13 protein-coding genes and 2 tRNA genes are annotated in these 17,345 nt (G+C 66.6%); 6 read left to right on the forward strand and 9 right to left on the reverse strand.

The window, feature by feature from the left end:
* Positions 1 to 22 precede the first annotated feature (22 nt).
* From DBV10_RS17150 to DBV10_RS17170, 5 genes are all read right to left on the reverse strand, one after another.
* A complete protein-coding gene (locus DBV10_RS17150) occupies positions 23 to 781 on the reverse strand; it encodes an arginyltransferase (RefSeq protein ID WP_124514810.1) in 759 nt (252 codons plus the stop codon).
* A complete protein-coding gene (gene aat, locus DBV10_RS17155; protein WP_124514811.1) occupies positions 778 to 1,533 on the reverse strand; it encodes a leucyl/phenylalanyl-tRNA--protein transferase in 756 nt (251 codons plus the stop codon). Before aat ends, DBV10_RS17150 begins: the two co-directional genes overlap by 4 nt.
* A gap of 112 nt (positions 1,534 to 1,645) precedes the next feature.
* A tRNA-Asn gene (locus tag DBV10_RS17160) sits at positions 1,646 to 1,721 on the reverse strand.
* Positions 1,722 to 1,781: 60 nt separating this feature from the next.
* Positions 1,782 to 1,857 (reverse strand) — tRNA-Asn (locus DBV10_RS17165).
* Positions 1,858 to 1,965: 108 nt separating this feature from the next.
* The gene (locus DBV10_RS17170; protein ID WP_199740155.1) at positions 1,966 to 2,394 is read right to left on the reverse strand and encodes a YbaN family protein; all 429 of its coding nucleotides are present in this window, start codon (positions 2,392 to 2,394) and stop codon (positions 1,966 to 1,968) included.
* A gap of 125 nt (positions 2,395 to 2,519) precedes the next feature.
* Here DBV10_RS17170 and def point away from each other — a divergent pair, with 125 nt between their 5' ends.
* Positions 2,520 to 3,059 (forward strand): peptide deformylase, encoded by a 540-nt coding sequence (gene def / locus DBV10_RS17175; RefSeq protein ID WP_124514812.1) that lies wholly within the window; start codon positions 2,520 to 2,522, stop codon positions 3,057 to 3,059.
* Positions 3,060 to 3,115: 56 nt separating this feature from the next.
* Here def and DBV10_RS17180 read toward each other — a convergent pair whose 3' ends face one another.
* Positions 3,116 to 5,716, reverse strand: a complete 2,601-nt coding sequence (locus tag DBV10_RS17180; RefSeq protein WP_124514813.1) for a [protein-PII] uridylyltransferase — start codon at positions 5,714 to 5,716, stop codon at positions 3,116 to 3,118.
* A gap of 88 nt (positions 5,717 to 5,804) precedes the next feature.
* Complete coding sequence (gene map, locus DBV10_RS17185; protein ID WP_124514814.1) at positions 5,805 to 6,620, reverse strand: type I methionyl aminopeptidase; 816 nt, start codon at positions 6,618 to 6,620, stop codon at positions 5,805 to 5,807.
* Between the two features lie 137 nt (positions 6,621 to 6,757).
* Between map and purL the strand changes: the two genes are divergently transcribed.
* The 5 genes from purL (at position 6,758) to egtB (ending at position 14,992) form a co-directional block, all read left to right on the forward strand.
* Positions 6,758 to 10,765 carry a phosphoribosylformylglycinamidine synthase gene (gene purL, locus DBV10_RS17190; protein WP_124514815.1) on the forward strand — a complete coding sequence of 1,336 codons (4,008 nt, stop codon included), beginning with the start codon at positions 6,758 to 6,760 and terminating at the stop codon, positions 10,763 to 10,765.
* Between the two features lie 148 nt (positions 10,766 to 10,913).
* Complete coding sequence (locus tag DBV10_RS17195; protein ID WP_124514816.1) at positions 10,914 to 11,903, forward strand: DUF808 domain-containing protein; 990 nt, start codon at positions 10,914 to 10,916, stop codon at positions 11,901 to 11,903.
* A 129-nt stretch (positions 11,904 to 12,032) separates the two neighbouring features.
* Entirely contained in the window at positions 12,033 to 12,623 is a 591-nt protein-coding gene (locus DBV10_RS17200) for an OmpW family protein (RefSeq protein WP_124514817.1), read from the forward strand.
* Between the two features lie 209 nt (positions 12,624 to 12,832).
* The gene (egtD, locus tag DBV10_RS17205; protein ID WP_124514818.1) at positions 12,833 to 13,750 is read left to right on the forward strand and encodes an L-histidine N(alpha)-methyltransferase; all 918 of its coding nucleotides are present in this window, start codon (positions 12,833 to 12,835) and stop codon (positions 13,748 to 13,750) included.
* Positions 13,751 to 13,765: 15 nt separating this feature from the next.
* Positions 13,766 to 14,992: an ergothioneine biosynthesis protein EgtB gene (egtB, locus tag DBV10_RS17210; protein WP_124514819.1), complete on the forward strand. Its 1,227-nt coding sequence runs from the start codon at positions 13,766 to 13,768 to the stop codon at positions 14,990 to 14,992.
* Positions 14,993 to 15,113: 121 nt separating this feature from the next.
* On the opposite strand, the gene DBV10_RS17215 is transcribed toward egtB, so the two are convergent.
* Together DBV10_RS17215 and DBV10_RS17220 are read right to left on the reverse strand one after the other, a co-directional pair.
* Complete coding sequence (locus DBV10_RS17215) at positions 15,114 to 16,397, reverse strand: O-acetylhomoserine aminocarboxypropyltransferase/cysteine synthase family protein (RefSeq protein WP_124514820.1); 1,284 nt, start codon at positions 16,395 to 16,397, stop codon at positions 15,114 to 15,116.
* A gap of 102 nt (positions 16,398 to 16,499) precedes the next feature.
* Positions 16,500 to 17,285, reverse strand: a complete 786-nt coding sequence (locus tag DBV10_RS17220) for a Crp/Fnr family transcriptional regulator (protein WP_124514821.1) — start codon at positions 17,283 to 17,285, stop codon at positions 16,500 to 16,502.
* Between the last annotated feature and the right edge of the window lie 60 nt (positions 17,286 to 17,345).

Here is a 17,345-nt window from a genome sequence, read left to right on the forward strand (position 1 = left end):
CTTGTGAAATGTTGCCAGGTGTTCACGCGCCGTGGGGCGGGCCTGCATGCATGCGATGCCACTGGCCTTCCGTGCGGATCTCGTGGGGATGGAAGCGGGCCTTGTAGTTCATTTTGGGGCTGGCTTCGATCCAGTAGCCCAGGTACACATGGGGCAGGTCCAGCGAGCGCGCTTGTTCGATCTGCCAGAGAACGTTGTAGGTGCCGTAGCTGCAGTGGGGGTCGGGCTCATAAAAGGTGTAGACCGCTGACAGGCCGTCATCGAGCACATCCAGGATGGAGACCATCTTCAGGGCGCCGGGTTCTCCCGATGCATCGGTCTCCCGAAACTCCACCAGCCGCGAGTTGACGCGGCTTTGCAGCAGGAACTGGGTGTACTGGTCGATGCTGTCTTGGTCCATGCCCCCACCTGCGTGGCGCCCGTTCTGGTAGCGCAGGTAGAGCTGGTAATGCTCTGGCACAAAACACAGGCGCAGCACCCGCGCCTGCAGCCCTGCGTGGCGGGCCGCAGCGCGCCTTTGGCTGCGATCCGGTGTGAACTCGTGCGCCAGCACCCGCAGGGGCGTGCACGCCTGGCAGCCATCGCAATACGGCCGGTAGGTGAACATGCCGCTGCGCCGAAACCCCTTGGCGACCAGGTCGGAATACAGGTCGCTCTGGATCAGGTGGCTGGGCGTGGCGACCTGCGATCGCGCCTGCCGGTCCGGCAGGTAGCTGCAGGGGTAGGGGGCTGTCGCGTAGAACTGCAGGGTCTGCAGGGGGAGGTCGTTGAGTTGCGTCATGCCTTGGGGGCCGCAGTGGGCAGCAGCGCATCCCAGTATACGGGGTCGAACGTCCAGGCGATGGCGGGCTGGCTGCGGGCCTTCTCGACCTGCAGGAGGAAATCGGCGCGGGGGATTTCGCGCCCGCCGAGAAAGGCCAGGTGCCCGGTGTTCTGCTGGCAATCGATCAGGCCGATGCCGTGGCGGCGGCACAGCGCCACCAGGGCCGAGAGGGCGATCTTGGACGCATCGGTGGCATGGGCAAACATGGATTCGCCAAACACAGCCTGGCCGAGCGCCACGCAATAGAGGCCGCCGACCAGTTCGCCGTGCACCCAGGTCTCGACGCTGTGGGCATGGCCTGCTGCATGCAGCCGGGTGTAAGCCTCCACCATCTCCGGCACGATCCAGGTGCCCGCCTGGCCCTCGCGCTCCTTGGTGGCACATGCGGTGATGACCTGCTCGAAGGCGTGGTCCACGCGGATTTCGCAGTGTGCCTGGGTGCGGAAGGCCTGCAGCGTCTTGCGCAGGGAGCGGCGCAGGCGGAACTCGGCGACTGGCAGCACCATGCGCGGGTCTGGTGCCCACCACAGGATGGGTTGCCCCGGGCCATACCAGGGGAAGGTGCCTTGCCCGTAGGCGGCGCACAGGTGCTGTACGTCCAGGGCGCCTCCGGCGGCCAGCAGGCCGGGGGCGGGGTCGTCGGGCCCCCAGGCTGAGGTTGGAGTGGGGAAGGGGTCTTCGGTTTCCAGCCAGGGCAGTTGCGGGGGCATGGTGGCTATGCGCAAAGACACCATTGTCTGGCATGTGGCCAGGGGTGCCGGCGGATGCTGCTGCGGGCAAAAAAATAGCCCCACATCGAATAACGATGCAGGGCTATTGGAGTGGCTCCTCGACCTGGGCTCGAACCAGGGACCTACGGATTAACAGTCCGGCGCTCTACCGACTGAGCTATCGAGGAATAATCGGTATCTATCTATGTAAAAGGCCCCGCTTCACTCATGCAGGGCCTGCAAAATCTTGGCTCCTCGACCTGGGCTCGAACCAGGGACCTACGGATTAACAGTCCGGCGCTCTACCGACTGAGCTATCGAGGAACAAGACTTAGATTATATACACAAAAAATAGCCAAAAAAGCATTTGCAATGGGTTTGTGCAATCAGGCTGATTTTCCTGGTGCACCTGCGGGGGCTGGCTCCGTGCTTTCACGATGGCTCGGGCCGGCGCCACAGCCAGGCCAGCACGCAGGCCATGCTCCCAATCGCCACCGCCACGATCCATGGGCGTGACACCGTCAGCAGCAGCACCACGGCACTCAATGACATCATGAGGGCGGCGCTCCACTTGGCACGGCGGCTGACCTTGCCGCCCTGTGCCCAGTTGCGCAGCAGGGGGCCAAACAGCCGTTGGTTCCAGAGCCAGCGGTACAGCCGTGGCGAGCTGCGTGCGGCCGCCCAGGCCGCCATCAGGATGAACACGGTGGTGGGCAGGCCGGGAACGACCACACCGATGGCGCCCATCACCAGGCACAGCACGGCAAAGGCCTGCAGCAGCCAGCGAACAGGCCAGGGCAGGGGCCGGGGCGAGGGCTCTGGAGGCACAGTCATGGGGTCTTCAGGGGGCATCGTGGCCATGGGGGTATTGTGAATGGGCTTGGAGGGCGCTGTGCTGCGCAATGGCTGCCCGCGCTATGCTGCATGCGCCCCGTATGCCCGCGCGCACCTCCGCGTGGGCTTTTGCAGAGATTCCTTTTCATTCAATGACCATCCACACCATCCTGAAAATGGGCGACCCGCGCCTGCTGCGCGTGGCCCAGCCCGTGGCCGAGTTCGACACGGACGCCCTGCACCTTCTCGTGCTGGATCTGTTCGACACCATGCGATCCGTCAATGGCGCGGGCCTGGCGGCACCCCAGATCGGGGTGGATCTGCAGCTGGTGATCTTTGGCTCCAACGACCGCAATCCGCGCTACCCGGACCGGCCCCTGGTGCCCCCGACCGTGTTGCTGAACCCCGTCATCACCCCCCTGGGCGACGACGAGGAGGATGACTGGGAGGGCTGCCTTTCCGTGCCCGGTCTGCGCGCCAAGGTACCGCGCTGGTCGCGCATCCGCTACACGGGCTTTGACCCGTATGGCGATCCCATCGACCGCACGGTGGAGGGCTTCCATGCCCGCGTGGTGCAGCATGAGTGCGACCACCTCATCGGCAAGCTCTATCCGATGCGGGTGCGGGATTTCACGCAGTTCGGGTTCACCGATGTACTGTTTCCCGACATCGGTGCCGCAGAAGACGACTGACGCGGCCGGGGGGGGGGGCGCAGCCTGTCAGCGGATGGTGCCGTGCCGGGCTGCTGTCATGACGACAGCTCGCGCAGCAGCTCGGTCTCGATCTGGATCTGGCGCGCGTTGTTCTGCAGCTCGGGGCCCTGGATGAGGAAGGTGTCCTCCACCCGCTCGCCCAGGGTGCTGACCTTGGCCAGTTGCACGCTCAGGTGGTGCTGCGCCAGGATGCGCGCCACCAGGTAGAGCAGGCCCGCACGGTCGCTGGCCGAGATGGCGAGCAGCCAGCGCTGTGCTTTCTCGTCGGGCCGCAGGGTGACGCGGGGCGCGACCGGAAAGCTCTTGACCCGGCGCGAGACCCGCTTGCGCGCGGGCTCTGGCAGCGGGCCGCCTTCCTCGATCACGCGCATCAGGTCGCTTTCGACCATGTGGGTCAGCTCGCGGTAGTGCCCGGGCTGTTCGGATGCCAAAGAGGCCACGACCTGGAAGGTGTCGAGTGCATAGCCGTTGTTGGCAGTGTGCACGCGCGCATCGAGGATGCTGAAGCCCGCGCGGTCGAAGTAGCCGCAGATGCGCGCAAACAGATCGGCTTGGTCGGCGGCATAGACCATCACCTGCAAGCCATCGCCCGCCAGCGACTGGCGTGCGCGCACCACGGGCTTGGCTGCGCCCACGTGGCGCGACAGGTGGCGCGTGTGCCAGGCAATGTCGGCGGCGTCGTGGCGCATGAAATAGCTCACGTCGAGCGTGGCCCACAGCGCCTTGTGGGCCTCAAACGGCAGGGCGTTGAGCGCCAGCAGCACCAGCGCCTCGCGCTTGCGGGCCTCGATTTCGGCGGCGGCATCGGGCGCGCGGCCGCCCAGGGTGCGCAGCGTGGCGCGGTACAGGTCTTCCAGCAACTTGCCTTTCCAGGCGTTCCAGACCTTGGGGCTGGTGCCGCGGATGTCTGCCACGGTGAGCAGGTACATGGCCGTGAGGTTGCGCTCGTTGCCCACGCGGCGGGCGAAGGCACCGATCACGTCGGGGTCGCTCAGGTCCTGCTTTTGCGCCACGGTGCTCATGGTCAGGTGTTCGCGCACCAGAAATTCGATGAGTTTGGCGTCGTCGCGGTCCACGCCGTGCTGGCGGCAAAAGCGCCGCACTTCTTCGGCGCCAATCTGCGAGTGGTCGCCCCCGCGCCCCTTGCCAATGTCATGGAACAGCGCGGCCACATACAGAATCCAGGGCTTGTCCCACCCCGCAGCCAGCTGCGAGCAAAACGGGTACTCGTGCGCATGCTCTGCCATGAAGAAGCGGCGCACGTTGCGCAACACCATCAGGATGTGCTGGTCCACCGTGTAGACGTGGAACAGGTCATGCTGCATCTGCCCCACGATGCGGCGAAACGGCCACAGGTAGCGCCCCAGCACCGAGGTCTGGTTCATCAGCCGCATGGCATGGGTGATGCCCGAGGGCTGCTGCAGGATGCGCATGAAGGCATCGCGGTTGGCCGGGTCGCGCCGGAAGGCGCTGTCCATCACACCGCGCGCGTTGTACAGCGCGCGCAGCGTGCGCGCCGACAGGTCCTTGAGCCCCACGGTGGTCTGGTAGAGCAGGAAGGTCTCCAGGATCGCGTGCGGGTCGCGGGTGTAGAGGTCGTCGCTGGCCACTTCGATGAGGCCGGCCTTCTCGAAAAAGCGTTCGTTGATGGGGCGCGGCTCGTGCGTCGAGGGGCTCAGGCGCTCTTCAATATTGAGCAGCAGGATCTGGCTGAGCTGCGACACCGCCTTGGCCGCCCAGTAGTAGCGGCGCATCAGGCTCTCGCTGGCGCGCATGGGCAGGCGTGAGCCGTCGGGCGCCTGCGAGCGGTAGCCAAACGATTCGGCCACGGCCGTCTGCAGGTCGAACACCAGCCGGTCTTCGTGCCGCCCTGCGGCCGCGTGCAGGCGCGCGCGGATGAGGCACAGCAGGGCCTCGTTGCGCTCGATCTGGCGCACCTCGAAGGCCGTGGCCATGCCGCTGGCGGCCAGCTCTTTCCAGTTGCTGCCCAGGCCTGCGGCCTGCGCCACCCACAGGATCATCTGCAGGTCGCGCAGCCCGCCGGGCGACTCCTTGCAGTTGGGTTCGAGCGAGTAGGGCGTGTTCTCGTACTTGGTGTGGCGCTGGCGCATCTCCAGCGTCTTGGCCACGAGGAAGGCCTCGGGGTTCATCTGCGCGCGGTACTGGCGCTGGAACTCGGCAAACAGCGCGGCGTTGCCGCACACCAAGCGGGACTCGAGCAGCGAGGTCTGCACGGTGACATCGCCCGCGCTCTCGGCCAGGCATTCGGCCACGGTGCGCACGCTCGATCCGATCTCCAGCCCCGTGTCCCAGCAGCTGCCGATGAAGCCTTCCAGCTGCGCCCGCAGCGTGCTGCCGGCCTCGGGCGCAGCGCCATTGGGCAACAGCAACAGGACATCGACATCGGAGTAAGGGAACAGCTGGTCGCGCCCGAAGCCGCCCACCGCCACCAGGGCCATGTCGCCGGGCAACTGGGCGCGCTGCCACAGCGTGTGCAGCAGGTTGCCGGCCAACGAAGACAGTTTGCGCAGCAACACGCGGATGCCGCGTGTCGATGCGCCCGTGGCTTGCATGGCCGCCAGCAGGGCGGCTTTGTCGCGGCGGTAGGCGTCGCGCAGGGCATGGATTTCGGTCATGGTCGTTGGGGATCGCAATGAAGAAGGGCCATGCAAAAGCCATGCAAGGGTCTGCGGGCGGCCCCGCCCGCCGGTCAGGCGGTCAGGGTCAGGTCTTGGTCGCGGTGACGAAGGCGGGCAGCGGGGGCGAGCCGGCCGACAGGGTCATCACTTCGTAGCCGGTCTCGGTGACCAGCACCGTGTGCTCCCACTGGGCCGACAGGCTGTGGTCCTTGGTCACGATGGTCCAGCCGTCGTTGCCGTGTTCCTTCACCTCGCGGCGGCCCGCATTGATCATGGGCTCGATGGTGAACACCATGCCAGGCTGGAGCTTTTCGAGCGTGCCGGGGCGGCCGTAGTGCAGCACCTGGGGCTCTTCGTGGAACTTCTGGCCAATGCCGTGGCCGCAGAATTCGCGCACGATGGAGAACCCCTGGCTTTCTGCGAACTTCTGGATCGCATGGCCGATGTCGCCCAGGTGGGCGCCCGGCTTGACCTGCACGATGCCATGCCACATGGCGTCGAAGGTGAGGGCCGACAGGCGCTTGGCAGCGATCGAGCACTCTCCGATCAGGTACATGCGGCTGTTGTCGCCGTACCAGCCGTCCTTGGTGATCACGGTCACGTCCACGTTGACGATGTCGCCCTTCTTGAGCGGCTTGTCGTTGGGGATGCCGTGGCACACCACATGGTTGACCGAGGTGCACAGCGAGGCCGGGTAGGGCGGGTAGCCGGGCGGCTGGTAGCCCACGGTGGCCGAGATGGTGCCTTGCTGGGCCATGCATTCGGCGCCCAGGCGGTCGATCTCTTTGGTGGTGATGCCGGGCTTGATGTGGGGCGCGATGTAGTCCAGCACTTCGGAGGCCAGGCGGCAGGCCAGACGCATGCCCTCGATGTCCTCTGCGCTTTTGATGGTGATGCTCATGCCTGGATTATCCCATTGGCCCCCGCACTGTGCAGGCGGCACGGCCGTGCCCGGTAAAATGGCGGGCTCCGGTGCTGGTTGCACGCTGGCGCCCGGAGCCACCCTCTACCCCTGACACCCCCCAACAGGCCGCTACCGTGACCTTGCACATGACCACGCTGGCGGGCGGCAACGCCCTCAGCTCCTTCCGCGCTCAGCAACTTCAACCCGCCCTGGAGGCCATCCACCCCAAGATCAGTGGCATTGCAGCGCGCTTCGTGCACCTGGTTGCCACCGATGCGGCCCCCACAGCCACGGAACAAGAACGTCTGGCCGCGCTGCTGACCTATGGCGACCCGTATGCAGGCCCCGAAGATGGTGCCGTGCTGATCGTCACGCCCCGCCTGGGCACGCTGTCGCCCTGGGCCTCCAAGGCCACCGACATTGCCCGCAACTGTGGCATTGCCATCCGCCGGGTGGAGCGCACCACCGAATACCGCATCAGCCTCAAATCGGGCCTGCTGGGCAAGACGCCCGAGCTGACGGCCGAGCAGCTGGCCCAGGTCGCGGCCCTGCTGCACGACCGCATGACCGAATCGGTGGTGGCCGACCGCAGCGCCGCTGCCGCCCTGTTCACCGAACTGCAGCCCGCGCCCATGGAGCATGTGGACGTGCTGGCCGGTGGCCGCGCTGCGCTGGAGGCCGCCAACACCCGCTTTGGCCTGGCGCTGGCCGACGACGAGATCGACTACCTCGTGACCGCCTTCACGGGCCTCGCGCGCAACCCCACCGATGTGGAGCTGATGATGTTTGCGCAGGCCAACAGCGAGCACTGCCGCCACAAGATCTTCAACGCCGAGTTCACCATCGACGGCGTGGCGCAGGACAAGAGCCTGTTCGGCATGATCCGCAACACGCACCAGCTGGCGCCCCAGCACACGGTGATCGCGTATTCGGACAACGCCTCGGTCATGGAAGGCCATTCGGTGGAGCGGTTTGTCGCGAAAATGGCCGCTAGCGCAGGTGCATCAATCGCCAACAGCTATCAAAAAAGTAGCGCTACCCAGCATGTGCTGATGAAGGTGGAAACCCACAACCACCCCACGGCCATCTCGCCGTTCCCCGGCGCATCCACTGGCGCGGGTGGCGAGATCCGCGACGAAGGCGCCACCGGCCGGGGTTCCAAGCCCAAGGCCGGCCTGACCGGCTTCACCGTCTCCAAGCTCTGGGGCAGCACGGTGGGCAAGCCCGAGCACATCGCCAGCCCGCTGCAGATCATGGTCGAAGGCCCCCTGGGCGGCGCGGCGTTCAACAACGAATTCGGTCGCCCCAACCTGAACGGCTACTTCCGCGAATACGAGCAGGAAGTCGGCGGCGTGCAGCGCGGCTACCACAAGCCCATCATGATCGCGGGCGGTGTGGGCGTGATCGACGCCGAGCTGACCAAGAAGATCGAGTTCCCTGCCGGCTCGCTGCTCATCCAGCTGGGCGGCCCCGGCATGCGCATCGGCATGGGCGGCAGTGCGGCCAGCTCCATGGCCACGGGCACCAACGCCGCCGAGCTGGACTTTGACTCGGTGCAGCGCGGCAACCCCGAGATCGAACGCCGGGCGCAAGAGGTCATCAACCACTGCTGGGCGCAGGGCACGGCCAACCCCATCCTCGCCATCCACGACGTGGGCGCGGGCGGCCTGTCCAACGCCTTCCCGGAGCTGACCAACGATGCAGGCCGGGGCGCACGCTTTGACTTGCGCGCCGTGCAGCTCGAAGAGTCCGGCATGGCGCCCAAGGAAATCTGGAGCAACGAGTCGCAAGAGCGCTACGTGCTGGCGATTGCGCCCGAATCGTTGGAACAGTTCCAGGCTTTCTGCGAGCGCGAGCGCTGCCCGTTTGCCGTGATCGGCACGGCCACCGAAGAGCGCCAACTGGTGCTGCACGACCCCGCTGCCACGGCCGAAGACCAGAAGCTGCCCGTGGACATGCCCATGAACGTGCTGCTGGGCAAGCCGCCCAAGATGCACCGCGACGTGACCACCGTGGCGCGCGAGTTCAAGCCCATGGATTTGACGGGCGTGCCGCTGCAAAAGGCCGTGATCGACGTGCTGGCCCACCCCACGGTGGCGTCCAAGCGCTTTCTCATCACCATCGGCGACCGCACCGTGGGTGGCCTGAGCCACCGTGACCAGATGGTCGGCCCCTGGCAGGTGCCTGTGGCCGATTGCGCCGTGACCCTGGCCGATTACAAGGGCTTTGCGGGCGAGGCCATGAGCATGGGCGAGCGCACGCCGCTGGCCGCCATCAACGCGCCCGCCTCGGGCCGCATGGCCGTGGCCGAGGCCATCACCAACCTGCTGGCTGCGCCCATCGAGCTGCCGCGTGTGAAGCTGTCGGCCAACTGGATGGCCGCCTGCGGCGAGCCCGGTGAAGACGCCGCGCTGTACGAAACCGTGAAGGCCGTGGGCATGGAGCTGTGCCCAGCATTGGGCGTGTCCATCCCCGTGGGCAAGGATTCGCTGTCCATGCGCACGCAATGGTCTGACGGCTCCGACAAGAAGAAGGTCACGTCCCCCGTCAGCCTGATCGTGAGCGCCTTCGCGTCGCTCTCCGATGTGCGCGGTACGCTCACCCCCCAGCTCAACGCCACCGAGGCCGACACCACCCTGGTGCTGATCGACCTGGGCAAGGGCCAGAACCGCATGGGCGGCAGCATCCTGGGCCAGACGCTAGAGCAAAGCGGCAACGTGGTGCCCGATGTGGACGACCCCAAAGACCTGGTCAACCTCGTCAACGCCGTGAACGCACTGCGCGCCAAGGGCCAGATCCTGGCCTACCACGACCGCAGCGACGGCGGCCTGCTGGCCGCAGCGGCCGAAATGGCCTTTGCGGGCCACGTGGGCGTGGCGCTCAACGTGGACATGCTGGTCACCGAAGGCGACGGCATCAGCGACAGCCGCATGGAAACCGGTGACGCCAAGAACTGGGCCACCCAGGTGGGCGCGCGCCGCGATGAGCTGACGCTCAAAGCCCTGTTCAACGAAGAGCTGGGTGTGGTGCTGCAGGTGCGCACCGCCGAGCGCAACGACGTGATGCAGACCCTGCGCGCACATGGCCTGTCGGCCTTCAGCCACTTCGTCGGCAAGACGCGCCCCACATCCTCCGAGATCGACGCGGGCAAGGGCGAGCTGCAGGTCTGGCGCGATGCCAAGGCCGTGTTCAGCGCCCCGCTGGCCGACCTGCACCAGGTGTGGGATGCGGTGAGCTGGAAGATTTGCCAGCAGCGCGACAACCCCGCCAATGCCGATGCCGAACACGCGGCGGCAGGCGAGCCCACCGACCCGGGCATGCAGGTGCACCTCACGTTCGATGCCACCGACAACGTGGCCGCGCCGTTCCTCAACCTCGCAAAACCCAAGGTCGCCATCCTGCGCGAGCAGGGCGTGAACTCGCACATCGAAATGGCCTACGCATTCACCGAGGCGGGCTTCGAGGCGTATGACGTGCACATGACCGACCTGCAAACCGGCCGCGTCAAGCTCGAAGACTTCAAGGGCGTGGTCGCTTGCGGCGGCTTCAGCTACGGCGACACGCTGGGCGCGGGCATTGGCTGGGCACGCTCCATCACCTTCAACCCGGTGCTGGCGGCGCAGTTCCAGGGCTTCTTTGGCCGCACGGACACGTTTGGCCTGGGCGTGTGCAATGGCTGCCAGATGTTTGCCGAGCTGGCCGACATCATCCCCGGCGCGCAGGACTGGCCGCGCTTCACCACCAACCAGAGCGAGCGCTTCGAGGCCCGCCTGTCGCTGGTGGAAGTGCTCGAATCGCCCAGCCTGTTCCTGCAGGGCATGGCCGGCAGCCGCCTGCCGATTGCCGTGGCGCACGGCGAGGGCTATGCCAACTTCAAGTACCGGGGCAACGCCGACAAGGCCATTGCCGCCATGCGCTACGTGGACAACCATGGCCGCGCCACCGAGCAGTACCCCTTCAACCCCAACGGCAGCGCGGGCGGCCTCACGGCCGTGACCACGGCCGACGGCCGCTTCACGGCCATGATGCCGCACCCCGAGCGTGTGTTCCGCAACGTGCAGATGAGCTGGACCAGCGAAGACCTGGCCCAGTACAGCGGCTGGATGCGCATCTGGCGCAATGCGCGCAAGTGGGTCGGCTGACCCTGCCTGCCACTGCCTGCCATCTGGGCAGCAGGCATGACTGAGAAACGGGGCTGCGGCCCCGTTTTTTATGGGGCCTTGCGGGGCGTGCGGGATCGTCTTGGCGCGTTGCTATAGTCGGCGCTTTTCACCATTCCAAGGACCTCCCATGGCCTCTGGCAGCCTGCTTGCCCTGCTCGACGACATCGCCACCATCCTCGACGATGTGGCCCTGATGACCAAGGTGGCTGCCAAGAAGAGCGTGGCCATGGCCGACGATGTGTCGGTCATGACCAAGGTGGCGGCGCAGAAAACGGCGGGGGTGCTGGGCGACGATCTGGCGCTCAACGCCCAGCAGGTCACGGGGGTGCGCGCCGAGCGCGAGATCCCGGTGGTCTGGGCGGTGGCCAAGGGCTCGTTCGTCAACAAGGTCATCCTGGTGCCTGCCGCGCTGCTCATCAGCGCGTTTGCGCCCTGGGCCGTGACGCCGCTGCTGATGGTGGGGGGCGCTTTCCTGTGCTTTGAGGGCTTTGAAAAGGTCGCGCACAAGTTGCTGCATGCGCAGCACGAGGATGACGCCGAACACGAAAGCCACGCCAAGGCCAATGCCAACCCGGCGGTGGACCTGGTGGCCTTTGAAAAGGACAAGATCAAGGGCGCCGTGCGCACCGACTTCATCCTGTCGGCCGAAATCATCGCCATCACGCTGGGCACCGTGGCCACGGCGCCCTTTGCGCAGCAGGTGGCCGTGCTGTCGGGCATTGCGGTCATCATGACCATTGGCGTTTACGGGCTGGTGGCGGGCATCGTCAAGCTCGACGACCTGGGCCTGTGGCTCAGTGGCAAGGCCAGCAGCGCGGCCCGCGCGGTGGGGGCGGGCATTCTGCGCGCCGCACCCTGGCTCATGAAGGGGTTGTCCATTGCGGGCACGGCAGCCATGTTCCTGGTGGGGGGCGGCATTTTGGTGCATGGGGTGCCGGTGTTGCACCACGGGGTCGAAGGGGTGGGCACGGCGGCCGCGCAGTGGCCCGTGGGGGGGCTGTGGGCCGTGTTGTTGCCCAACCTGCTCAACGCGCTGGTGGGCATCGTGGCTGGCGGATTGGTGCTGGCGGGGGTGACGCTGGTGCAGCGGCTGCGCGGTGGCAAGTCCATGGCGTGAGAGTGGGTATGTCTTGATGTAGGTCTAAGGGTTAATACGGAGCCCTTGAGCTAAGGCAAGGCCGGGTGGGGGCCGCAGCGGTTCAATGCATGCACGGGGGTCGTCCCCGTCCAACCGATGCGAAATACCATGAAAAAAAACCTGCTGGCTGTCGCCGTTCTGTGTGCCCTGTCTTCTGGCGCTGCATTGGCGCAACAGGCTGAGGGCCCCTGGATGGTCCGTGCACGTGCGGTGCACCTGGACAGCGCCAACAAGGACAGCACCCCCCTGGGCCTGTCGGTCAACGACAAGACCATCCCCGAGGTGGATGTCACGTATTTCTTCAACAAGAACATCGCGGCCGAGCTGGTCCTCACCGTGCCGCAAAAGCACACGCTGCGCGCCGGTGGTGCGCCCATCGGCACGCTCAAGCACCTGCCGCCTACGCTGCTGGTGCAGTACCACTTCGACACGGCCGGCTTCAAGCCCTATGTGGGCGCAGGCCTGAACTACACGCGCTTCTCCAGCGTGAACCTGCCTGCCGGTGTGGACATTGACCGCAACAGCTTCGGCCCCGCACTGCAAGTGGGCGTGGACATCCCGCTGGCCAAGAACCTGTACCTCAACTTCGACGTGAAGAAGGTCTTCATCAAGACCGATGTGAGCGCGGGTGGTGCCAAGCTGGGCACGTTCAAGGTTGATCCCGTTCTGGTGGGCGTGGGTCTGGGCTGGCGCTTCTGAGCGAGCGGTTTCCAAGGGGGAAAAGGGCTGGCGCTTGCGCCAGCCCTTTTTTTTTATGGGCAGGGGGCCGCAGAGGGGGTCTACACAGGCTCGGTGAGGCGTCGCACAATGGGGGCCGAACGGATACGGGCAGGCGCACCGCGCGCGTGCCTCCGGTGCCCCATGTTGTTGGACCCGGCGGCGCAGCCGCACCAGACGCTTCATCACCCATGCTCATGCCTCGCCACACCGACATCACGCACGGGCTGACCCAGCGGCCGGCACGCATCTCTCCCAAGTACTTTTATGACCAGCAGGGCTCGCAGCTGTTCGAGGCCATCACCCGCCTGCCGGAGTACTACCCCACGCGCACCGAAACCGCCCTCATGCAGGCGCACGCCCACAGCATTGCCGGGGTGGTGGGCCCGGGGCGCACGCTGATCGAACTGGGGGCGGGCAATTGCCAGAAGGCCCGCACCCTCTGCCGCCTGGTGCAGCCCGCCTGTTTTGTGGGGGTGGACATTTCGGCCGACTTCCTGGAGCAGGCCGTGCAGGGGCTGCGCGACGAGTTCCCGGCGCTGGACGCGCGTGCGCTGGCGGGCGACATGACGCTGGGCGTGGCGTTGCCCGAGGACATCCCCCGCACCGGGCGCCTGGTGTTCTACCCGGGCTCGTCCATTGGCAACTTCGACCCGCCCCATGCGCTGGGCCTGCTGGCCCACATGCGCGAGCTGATCGATGACGATGGGGGGTTGCTCATCGGGATCGACCTGCCCAAGGACGTGGCGGTGCTGGAGGCCGCCTACGATGACGCAGCGGGTGTGACGGCCGCCTTCAACCGCAATGTGCTCACACATGTGAATCGCCTGATCGGCAGTGATTTTGATGTGGACCAGTGGCAGCACCGGGCGTTTTTCAACCACCAGGAGTCGCGCATCGAAATGCACCTGGAGGCGGTGGCCGACTCCCACGTACGCTGGCCGGGGGGCGGGCGCCGCTTTGAGCAAGGCGAACGCATCCATACCGAAAACAGCTACAAATACCCGCTGTCCGTGTTCACCGCCATGCTGGCGCGAGCTGGTTTTGCGCAGGCCCAGGCATGGACCGACGAGCGGGGCTGGTTCGCGGTGGTGCATGCGAGGCCGTGATGGCGTATGGACCCCATGACAACCGCTGACCTGGCCTTGCGCTACGCCGCCATCCGCGACCACAGCGTGGCGCTGGTGGCACCCCTGTCGGCCGAGGACTGCGGCGCGCAGTCCATGCCCGACGCCAGCCCGGCCAAGTGGCACCTTGCGCACACCACCTGGTTCTTCGAGACCTTTGTGCTGGAGGCCCACGAGCCGGGTTTTGCGCCGTTCAACCCCGCGTTCAGGGTGCTGTTCAACTCCTACTACAACGGCGTGGGCGCCAAGCACCCGCGGCCGCAGCGGGGGCTGCTCACGCGCCCGTCGCTGCAGGAGGTGCTGGCCTACCGGGCCGATGTGGACGCCCGCATGGCGCGCCTGCTGCCCGCCGTGCTGCAAGACCAGGCGCTGTGCGCGCTGATCGAGCTGGGCCTGCAGCATGAGCAGCAGCACCAGGAGCTGCTGCTCACGGACATCAAGCACCTGTTGTCGTGCAACCCGCTGTACCCTGCCTATGGCGATGCCGCCACAGTGGAGGGGGGCCTTGCCATTGCACCCGCCACGGCGCCTCTGGGCTGGCTGCCTCTGGACGGAGGCTTGGTGGAGATCGGCCACGCCGGTGGAGGATTTGCGTTTGACAACGAAAGCCCGCGCCACCGCACCTACCTCGCGCCCTTTGCGCTGGCGTCCCGGCTGGTGACGAATGCCGAATGGGTGGCTTTTGTGGAGGGGGGCGGCTACCAGGATCCCGTGCACTGGCTCGCCGAGGGCTGGGATTGGCGCGGGGCCCAGAACCTGGACCACCCCTTGTACTGGCAGCACCGGGAGGGGGGCTGGCATCGCTTTTCCCTGGCCGGACTGCAGCCCTTGCAGGCCGGCCAGCCGGTGCTGCATCTGTCGTACTACGAGGCCGATGCCTATGCGCGCTGGGCGGGGGCGCGCCTGCCCACCGAGGCCGAATGGGAGCACGCGGCACACCGCGCAGCGGCCCCCGGGGCGGACGGCGGTGGCGGAGCAGGGCTGGAACAGTTGTTCGGCACCGCCTGGCAGTGGACCCAGTCGGGCTACGCGGCCTACCCCGGCTTTCGGGTGGCCGAGGGGGCCGTGGGCGAATACAACGGCAAGTTCATGGTCAACCAGTACGTGCTGCGCGGCAGCTCGTGTGCCACGCCGCCCGGGCATGCCCGGGCCACGTACCGCAACTTCTTCCCAGCCACGGCACGCTGGCAGTTCACGGGCGTGCGGCTCGCGCGGGATCTGTGATTGCTATGGATTAAGGAGCTGCTTGCGCTTGACCATCAAGCGCTGCAGCCATTTTTCCATTGAAACCCGCTCTCGGCCGGTATCGACCGCGATCGACTGCGATCGGTTGGGGTCGGCGGGTTCATACCTTTTCGAGTGCCTGCGCCAGGTCGGCCTGCAGGTCGTCGATGTGTTCGATGCCCACCGACAGGCGCACCATGCCCTCGCTCACGCCCGCCTTGGCCAGCTCGTCGGGGTTGAGCTGGCGGTGGGTGGTCGATGCCGGGTGCGTGGCCAGCGACTTGGCATCGCCGATGTTGACGAGGCGCGTGAAGAGCTGCAGTGCGTCGAGGAAGCGTGCTCCGGCGGCGCGTGGGTCGGCATCGCTGTTCCTCACGCCAAAGCTCAGGATGCCCGACGCCTTGCCGCCCGACTGGCGCTGCACCAGCGCGTGGTCGGGGTGGTCGGGCAAACCGGCGTAGCGCACCCATTCCACCTTGGGGTGGTTTTGCAGGTACTGAGCGATGGCCAATGTGTTGTCGCAGATGCGGTCCATGCGCAGGGCCAGGGTCTCGATGCCCTGCAGGATCAAAAACGCGCTTTGCGGCGACAGGGCCGCGCCCGTGTTGCGCAGCGGCACCACGCGCGCACGGCCGATGAAGGCGGCCGGGCCCAGGGCCTCGGTGTAGACCACGCCGTGGTAGCTCACGTCGGGCTCGTTCAGGCGGGGGAAGCGCGCCTTGTGCTCGGCCCACGGGAACTTGCCGCTGTCCACGATGGCGCCGCCCACGCTGTTGCCATGGCCGCCCAGGTACTTGGTGAGCGAATGCACCACGATGTCGGCGCCATGCTCGATGGGGCGCAGCAGGTAGGGGCTGGGCACGGTGTTGTCCACGATCAGCGGAATGCCGTGCGCATGGGCCACATCGGCCAGCGCGCGGATGTCGGTCACGTTGCCCAGCGGGTTGCCGATGGACTCGATGAAGATGGCCTTGGTGCGCGCGTCGATGTGCTGCGCAAAGCTGGCCGGGTCGCGCGGGTCGGCAAAACGGGTGGTGATGCCCTGCTGCGGCAGCGTGTGGGCAAACAGGTTGTAGGTGCCGCCATAGAGCGTGCTGGCCGAGACGATGTTGTCGCCCGCTTCTGCGATGGTCTGGATGGCGTAGGTGATGGCCGCCATGCCCGAGGCCACGGCCAGCGCGGCAATGCCGCCTTCGAGCGCCGCGACGCGCTTTTCGAGCACGTCGGTCGTGGGGTTCATGATGCGGGTGTAGATGTTGCCCGGCACCTTCAGGTCAAACAGGTCCGCGCCGTGCTGGGCGCTGTCGAAAGCGTAGGCCACCGTCTGGTAGATGGGCACGGCCACGGCCTTGGTGGTGGGGTCGGGGCTGTAGCCTGCGTGGACGGCCAGGGTTTCGATCTTCATGGTGTAGTGCTCCTCCTCAAGGTGAATGGGCGCAGCGGGCGCTGCGGCCGGGCCATTCTTGCACCGGAAGATGCGCGGGGCATCGAATCGTTCGTGATGAGCTTATGCGGCGGCCGTTGCGGGCGCGGTGCGGCGTGCACCGGGGTCGGACCAGGTGTGTTCGGCCAGGCGCACCGCATCGGGGATGTGGATGTCGCGTTTGTCCATGTGGATCAGTCCTGCGTCTTCGAGCTCGTGCAGCACGCGCGAGAAATACTCGGGCGTGAGCGACAGGCGCGATGCGATGGTGGCTTTGCTCACCGGCAACGTCAGGCTCAGGCCACCCGGCTCCTGGGGTTCGCCGCAGCCCGCGCAGGCCAGCGCAATGCCGGCGGCGTCGCTGGAGTCTTCGGGCAGCTCGTGCAGCAGGTAGCTGACGACGCGCTGCATGCCACTGTGCAGCGTGTAGGTCTGCACATCGTGCACCAGCCCGTGCAGGCGCCGCGAGATGCCTGCCAGCATGCGCATGGCAAAGCGTGGATCGGCCTGGATTTCACGCTCCACCGTGGTTTTGTCCACGCTCAGCAGCAGGGTCTCGGCCAGTGCCTGGGCATTGATGATGTAGGGCTTGCCCGTGAACATCAGGGCCTCGGCAAAGCTGGAGCCCGGGCCCACCAGCTCGATCACCTTCTCCTGCCCGGAGGGCGAGAGCGCAAACAGCTTGACCTGGCCCAGCACCGTCACATGGAACTCTTCGCAGGGGGTGCCCACGCGGAAGATGCTGTCGCCACGCGCGAAGCGGCGCAACCGGCAGCCCTGGGCCAGGCGGGCCAGCTCCTCGGGGGTGGATTCCTGAAAAAGCGGCAGGGCCGACAGGTAGCGCGGAATGTCAAATTGCCGGATGTCCATGGTGGGGCTGCATTGGGAGTAATGCAGCGATTACACGGGGACGTTCCCGGCAGGGTCTTG

This window comes from Acidovorax sp. FJL06, from assembly GCF_003852545.1.
In the GTDB taxonomy this organism is placed as follows: domain Bacteria; phylum Pseudomonadota; class Gammaproteobacteria; order Burkholderiales; family Burkholderiaceae_C; genus Acidovorax.

What these genes read in the sequence shown, in the direction of transcription:
- egtD (WP_124514818.1), top strand. Translation starts at nt 12,833, where the DNA reads ATGCTCATGCCTCGCCACACCGACATCACGCACGGGCTGACCCAGCGG.
- map (WP_124514814.1), bottom strand. Translation starts at nt 6,620, where the DNA reads ATGAGCATCACCATCAAAAGCGCAGAGGACATCGAGGGCATGCGTCTG.
- def (WP_124514812.1), top strand. Translation starts at nt 2,520, where the DNA reads ATGACCATCCACACCATCCTGAAAATGGGCGACCCGCGCCTGCTGCGC.
- DBV10_RS17220 (WP_124514821.1), bottom strand. Translation starts at nt 17,285, where the DNA reads ATGGACATCCGGCAATTTGACATTCCGCGCTACCTGTCGGCCCTGCCG.
- aat (WP_124514811.1), bottom strand. Translation starts at nt 1,533, where the DNA reads ATGCCCCCGCAACTGCCCTGGCTGGAAACCGAAGACCCCTTCCCCACT.
- DBV10_RS17150 (WP_124514810.1), bottom strand. Translation starts at nt 781, where the DNA reads ATGACGCAACTCAACGACCTCCCCCTGCAGACCCTGCAGTTCTACGCG.
- egtB (WP_124514819.1), top strand. Translation starts at nt 13,766, where the DNA reads ATGACAACCGCTGACCTGGCCTTGCGCTACGCCGCCATCCGCGACCAC.
- DBV10_RS17215 (WP_124514820.1), bottom strand. Translation starts at nt 16,397, where the DNA reads ATGAAGATCGAAACCCTGGCCGTCCACGCAGGCTACAGCCCCGACCCC.
- DBV10_RS17180 (WP_124514813.1), bottom strand. Translation starts at nt 5,716, where the DNA reads ATGACCGAAATCCATGCCCTGCGCGACGCCTACCGCCGCGACAAAGCC.
- DBV10_RS17195 (WP_124514816.1), top strand. Translation starts at nt 10,914, where the DNA reads ATGGCCTCTGGCAGCCTGCTTGCCCTGCTCGACGACATCGCCACCATC.
- DBV10_RS17200 (WP_124514817.1), top strand. Translation starts at nt 12,033, where the DNA reads ATGAAAAAAAACCTGCTGGCTGTCGCCGTTCTGTGTGCCCTGTCTTCT.
- DBV10_RS17170 (WP_199740155.1), bottom strand. Translation starts at nt 2,394, where the DNA reads ATGGCCACGATGCCCCCTGAAGACCCCATGACTGTGCCTCCAGAGCCC.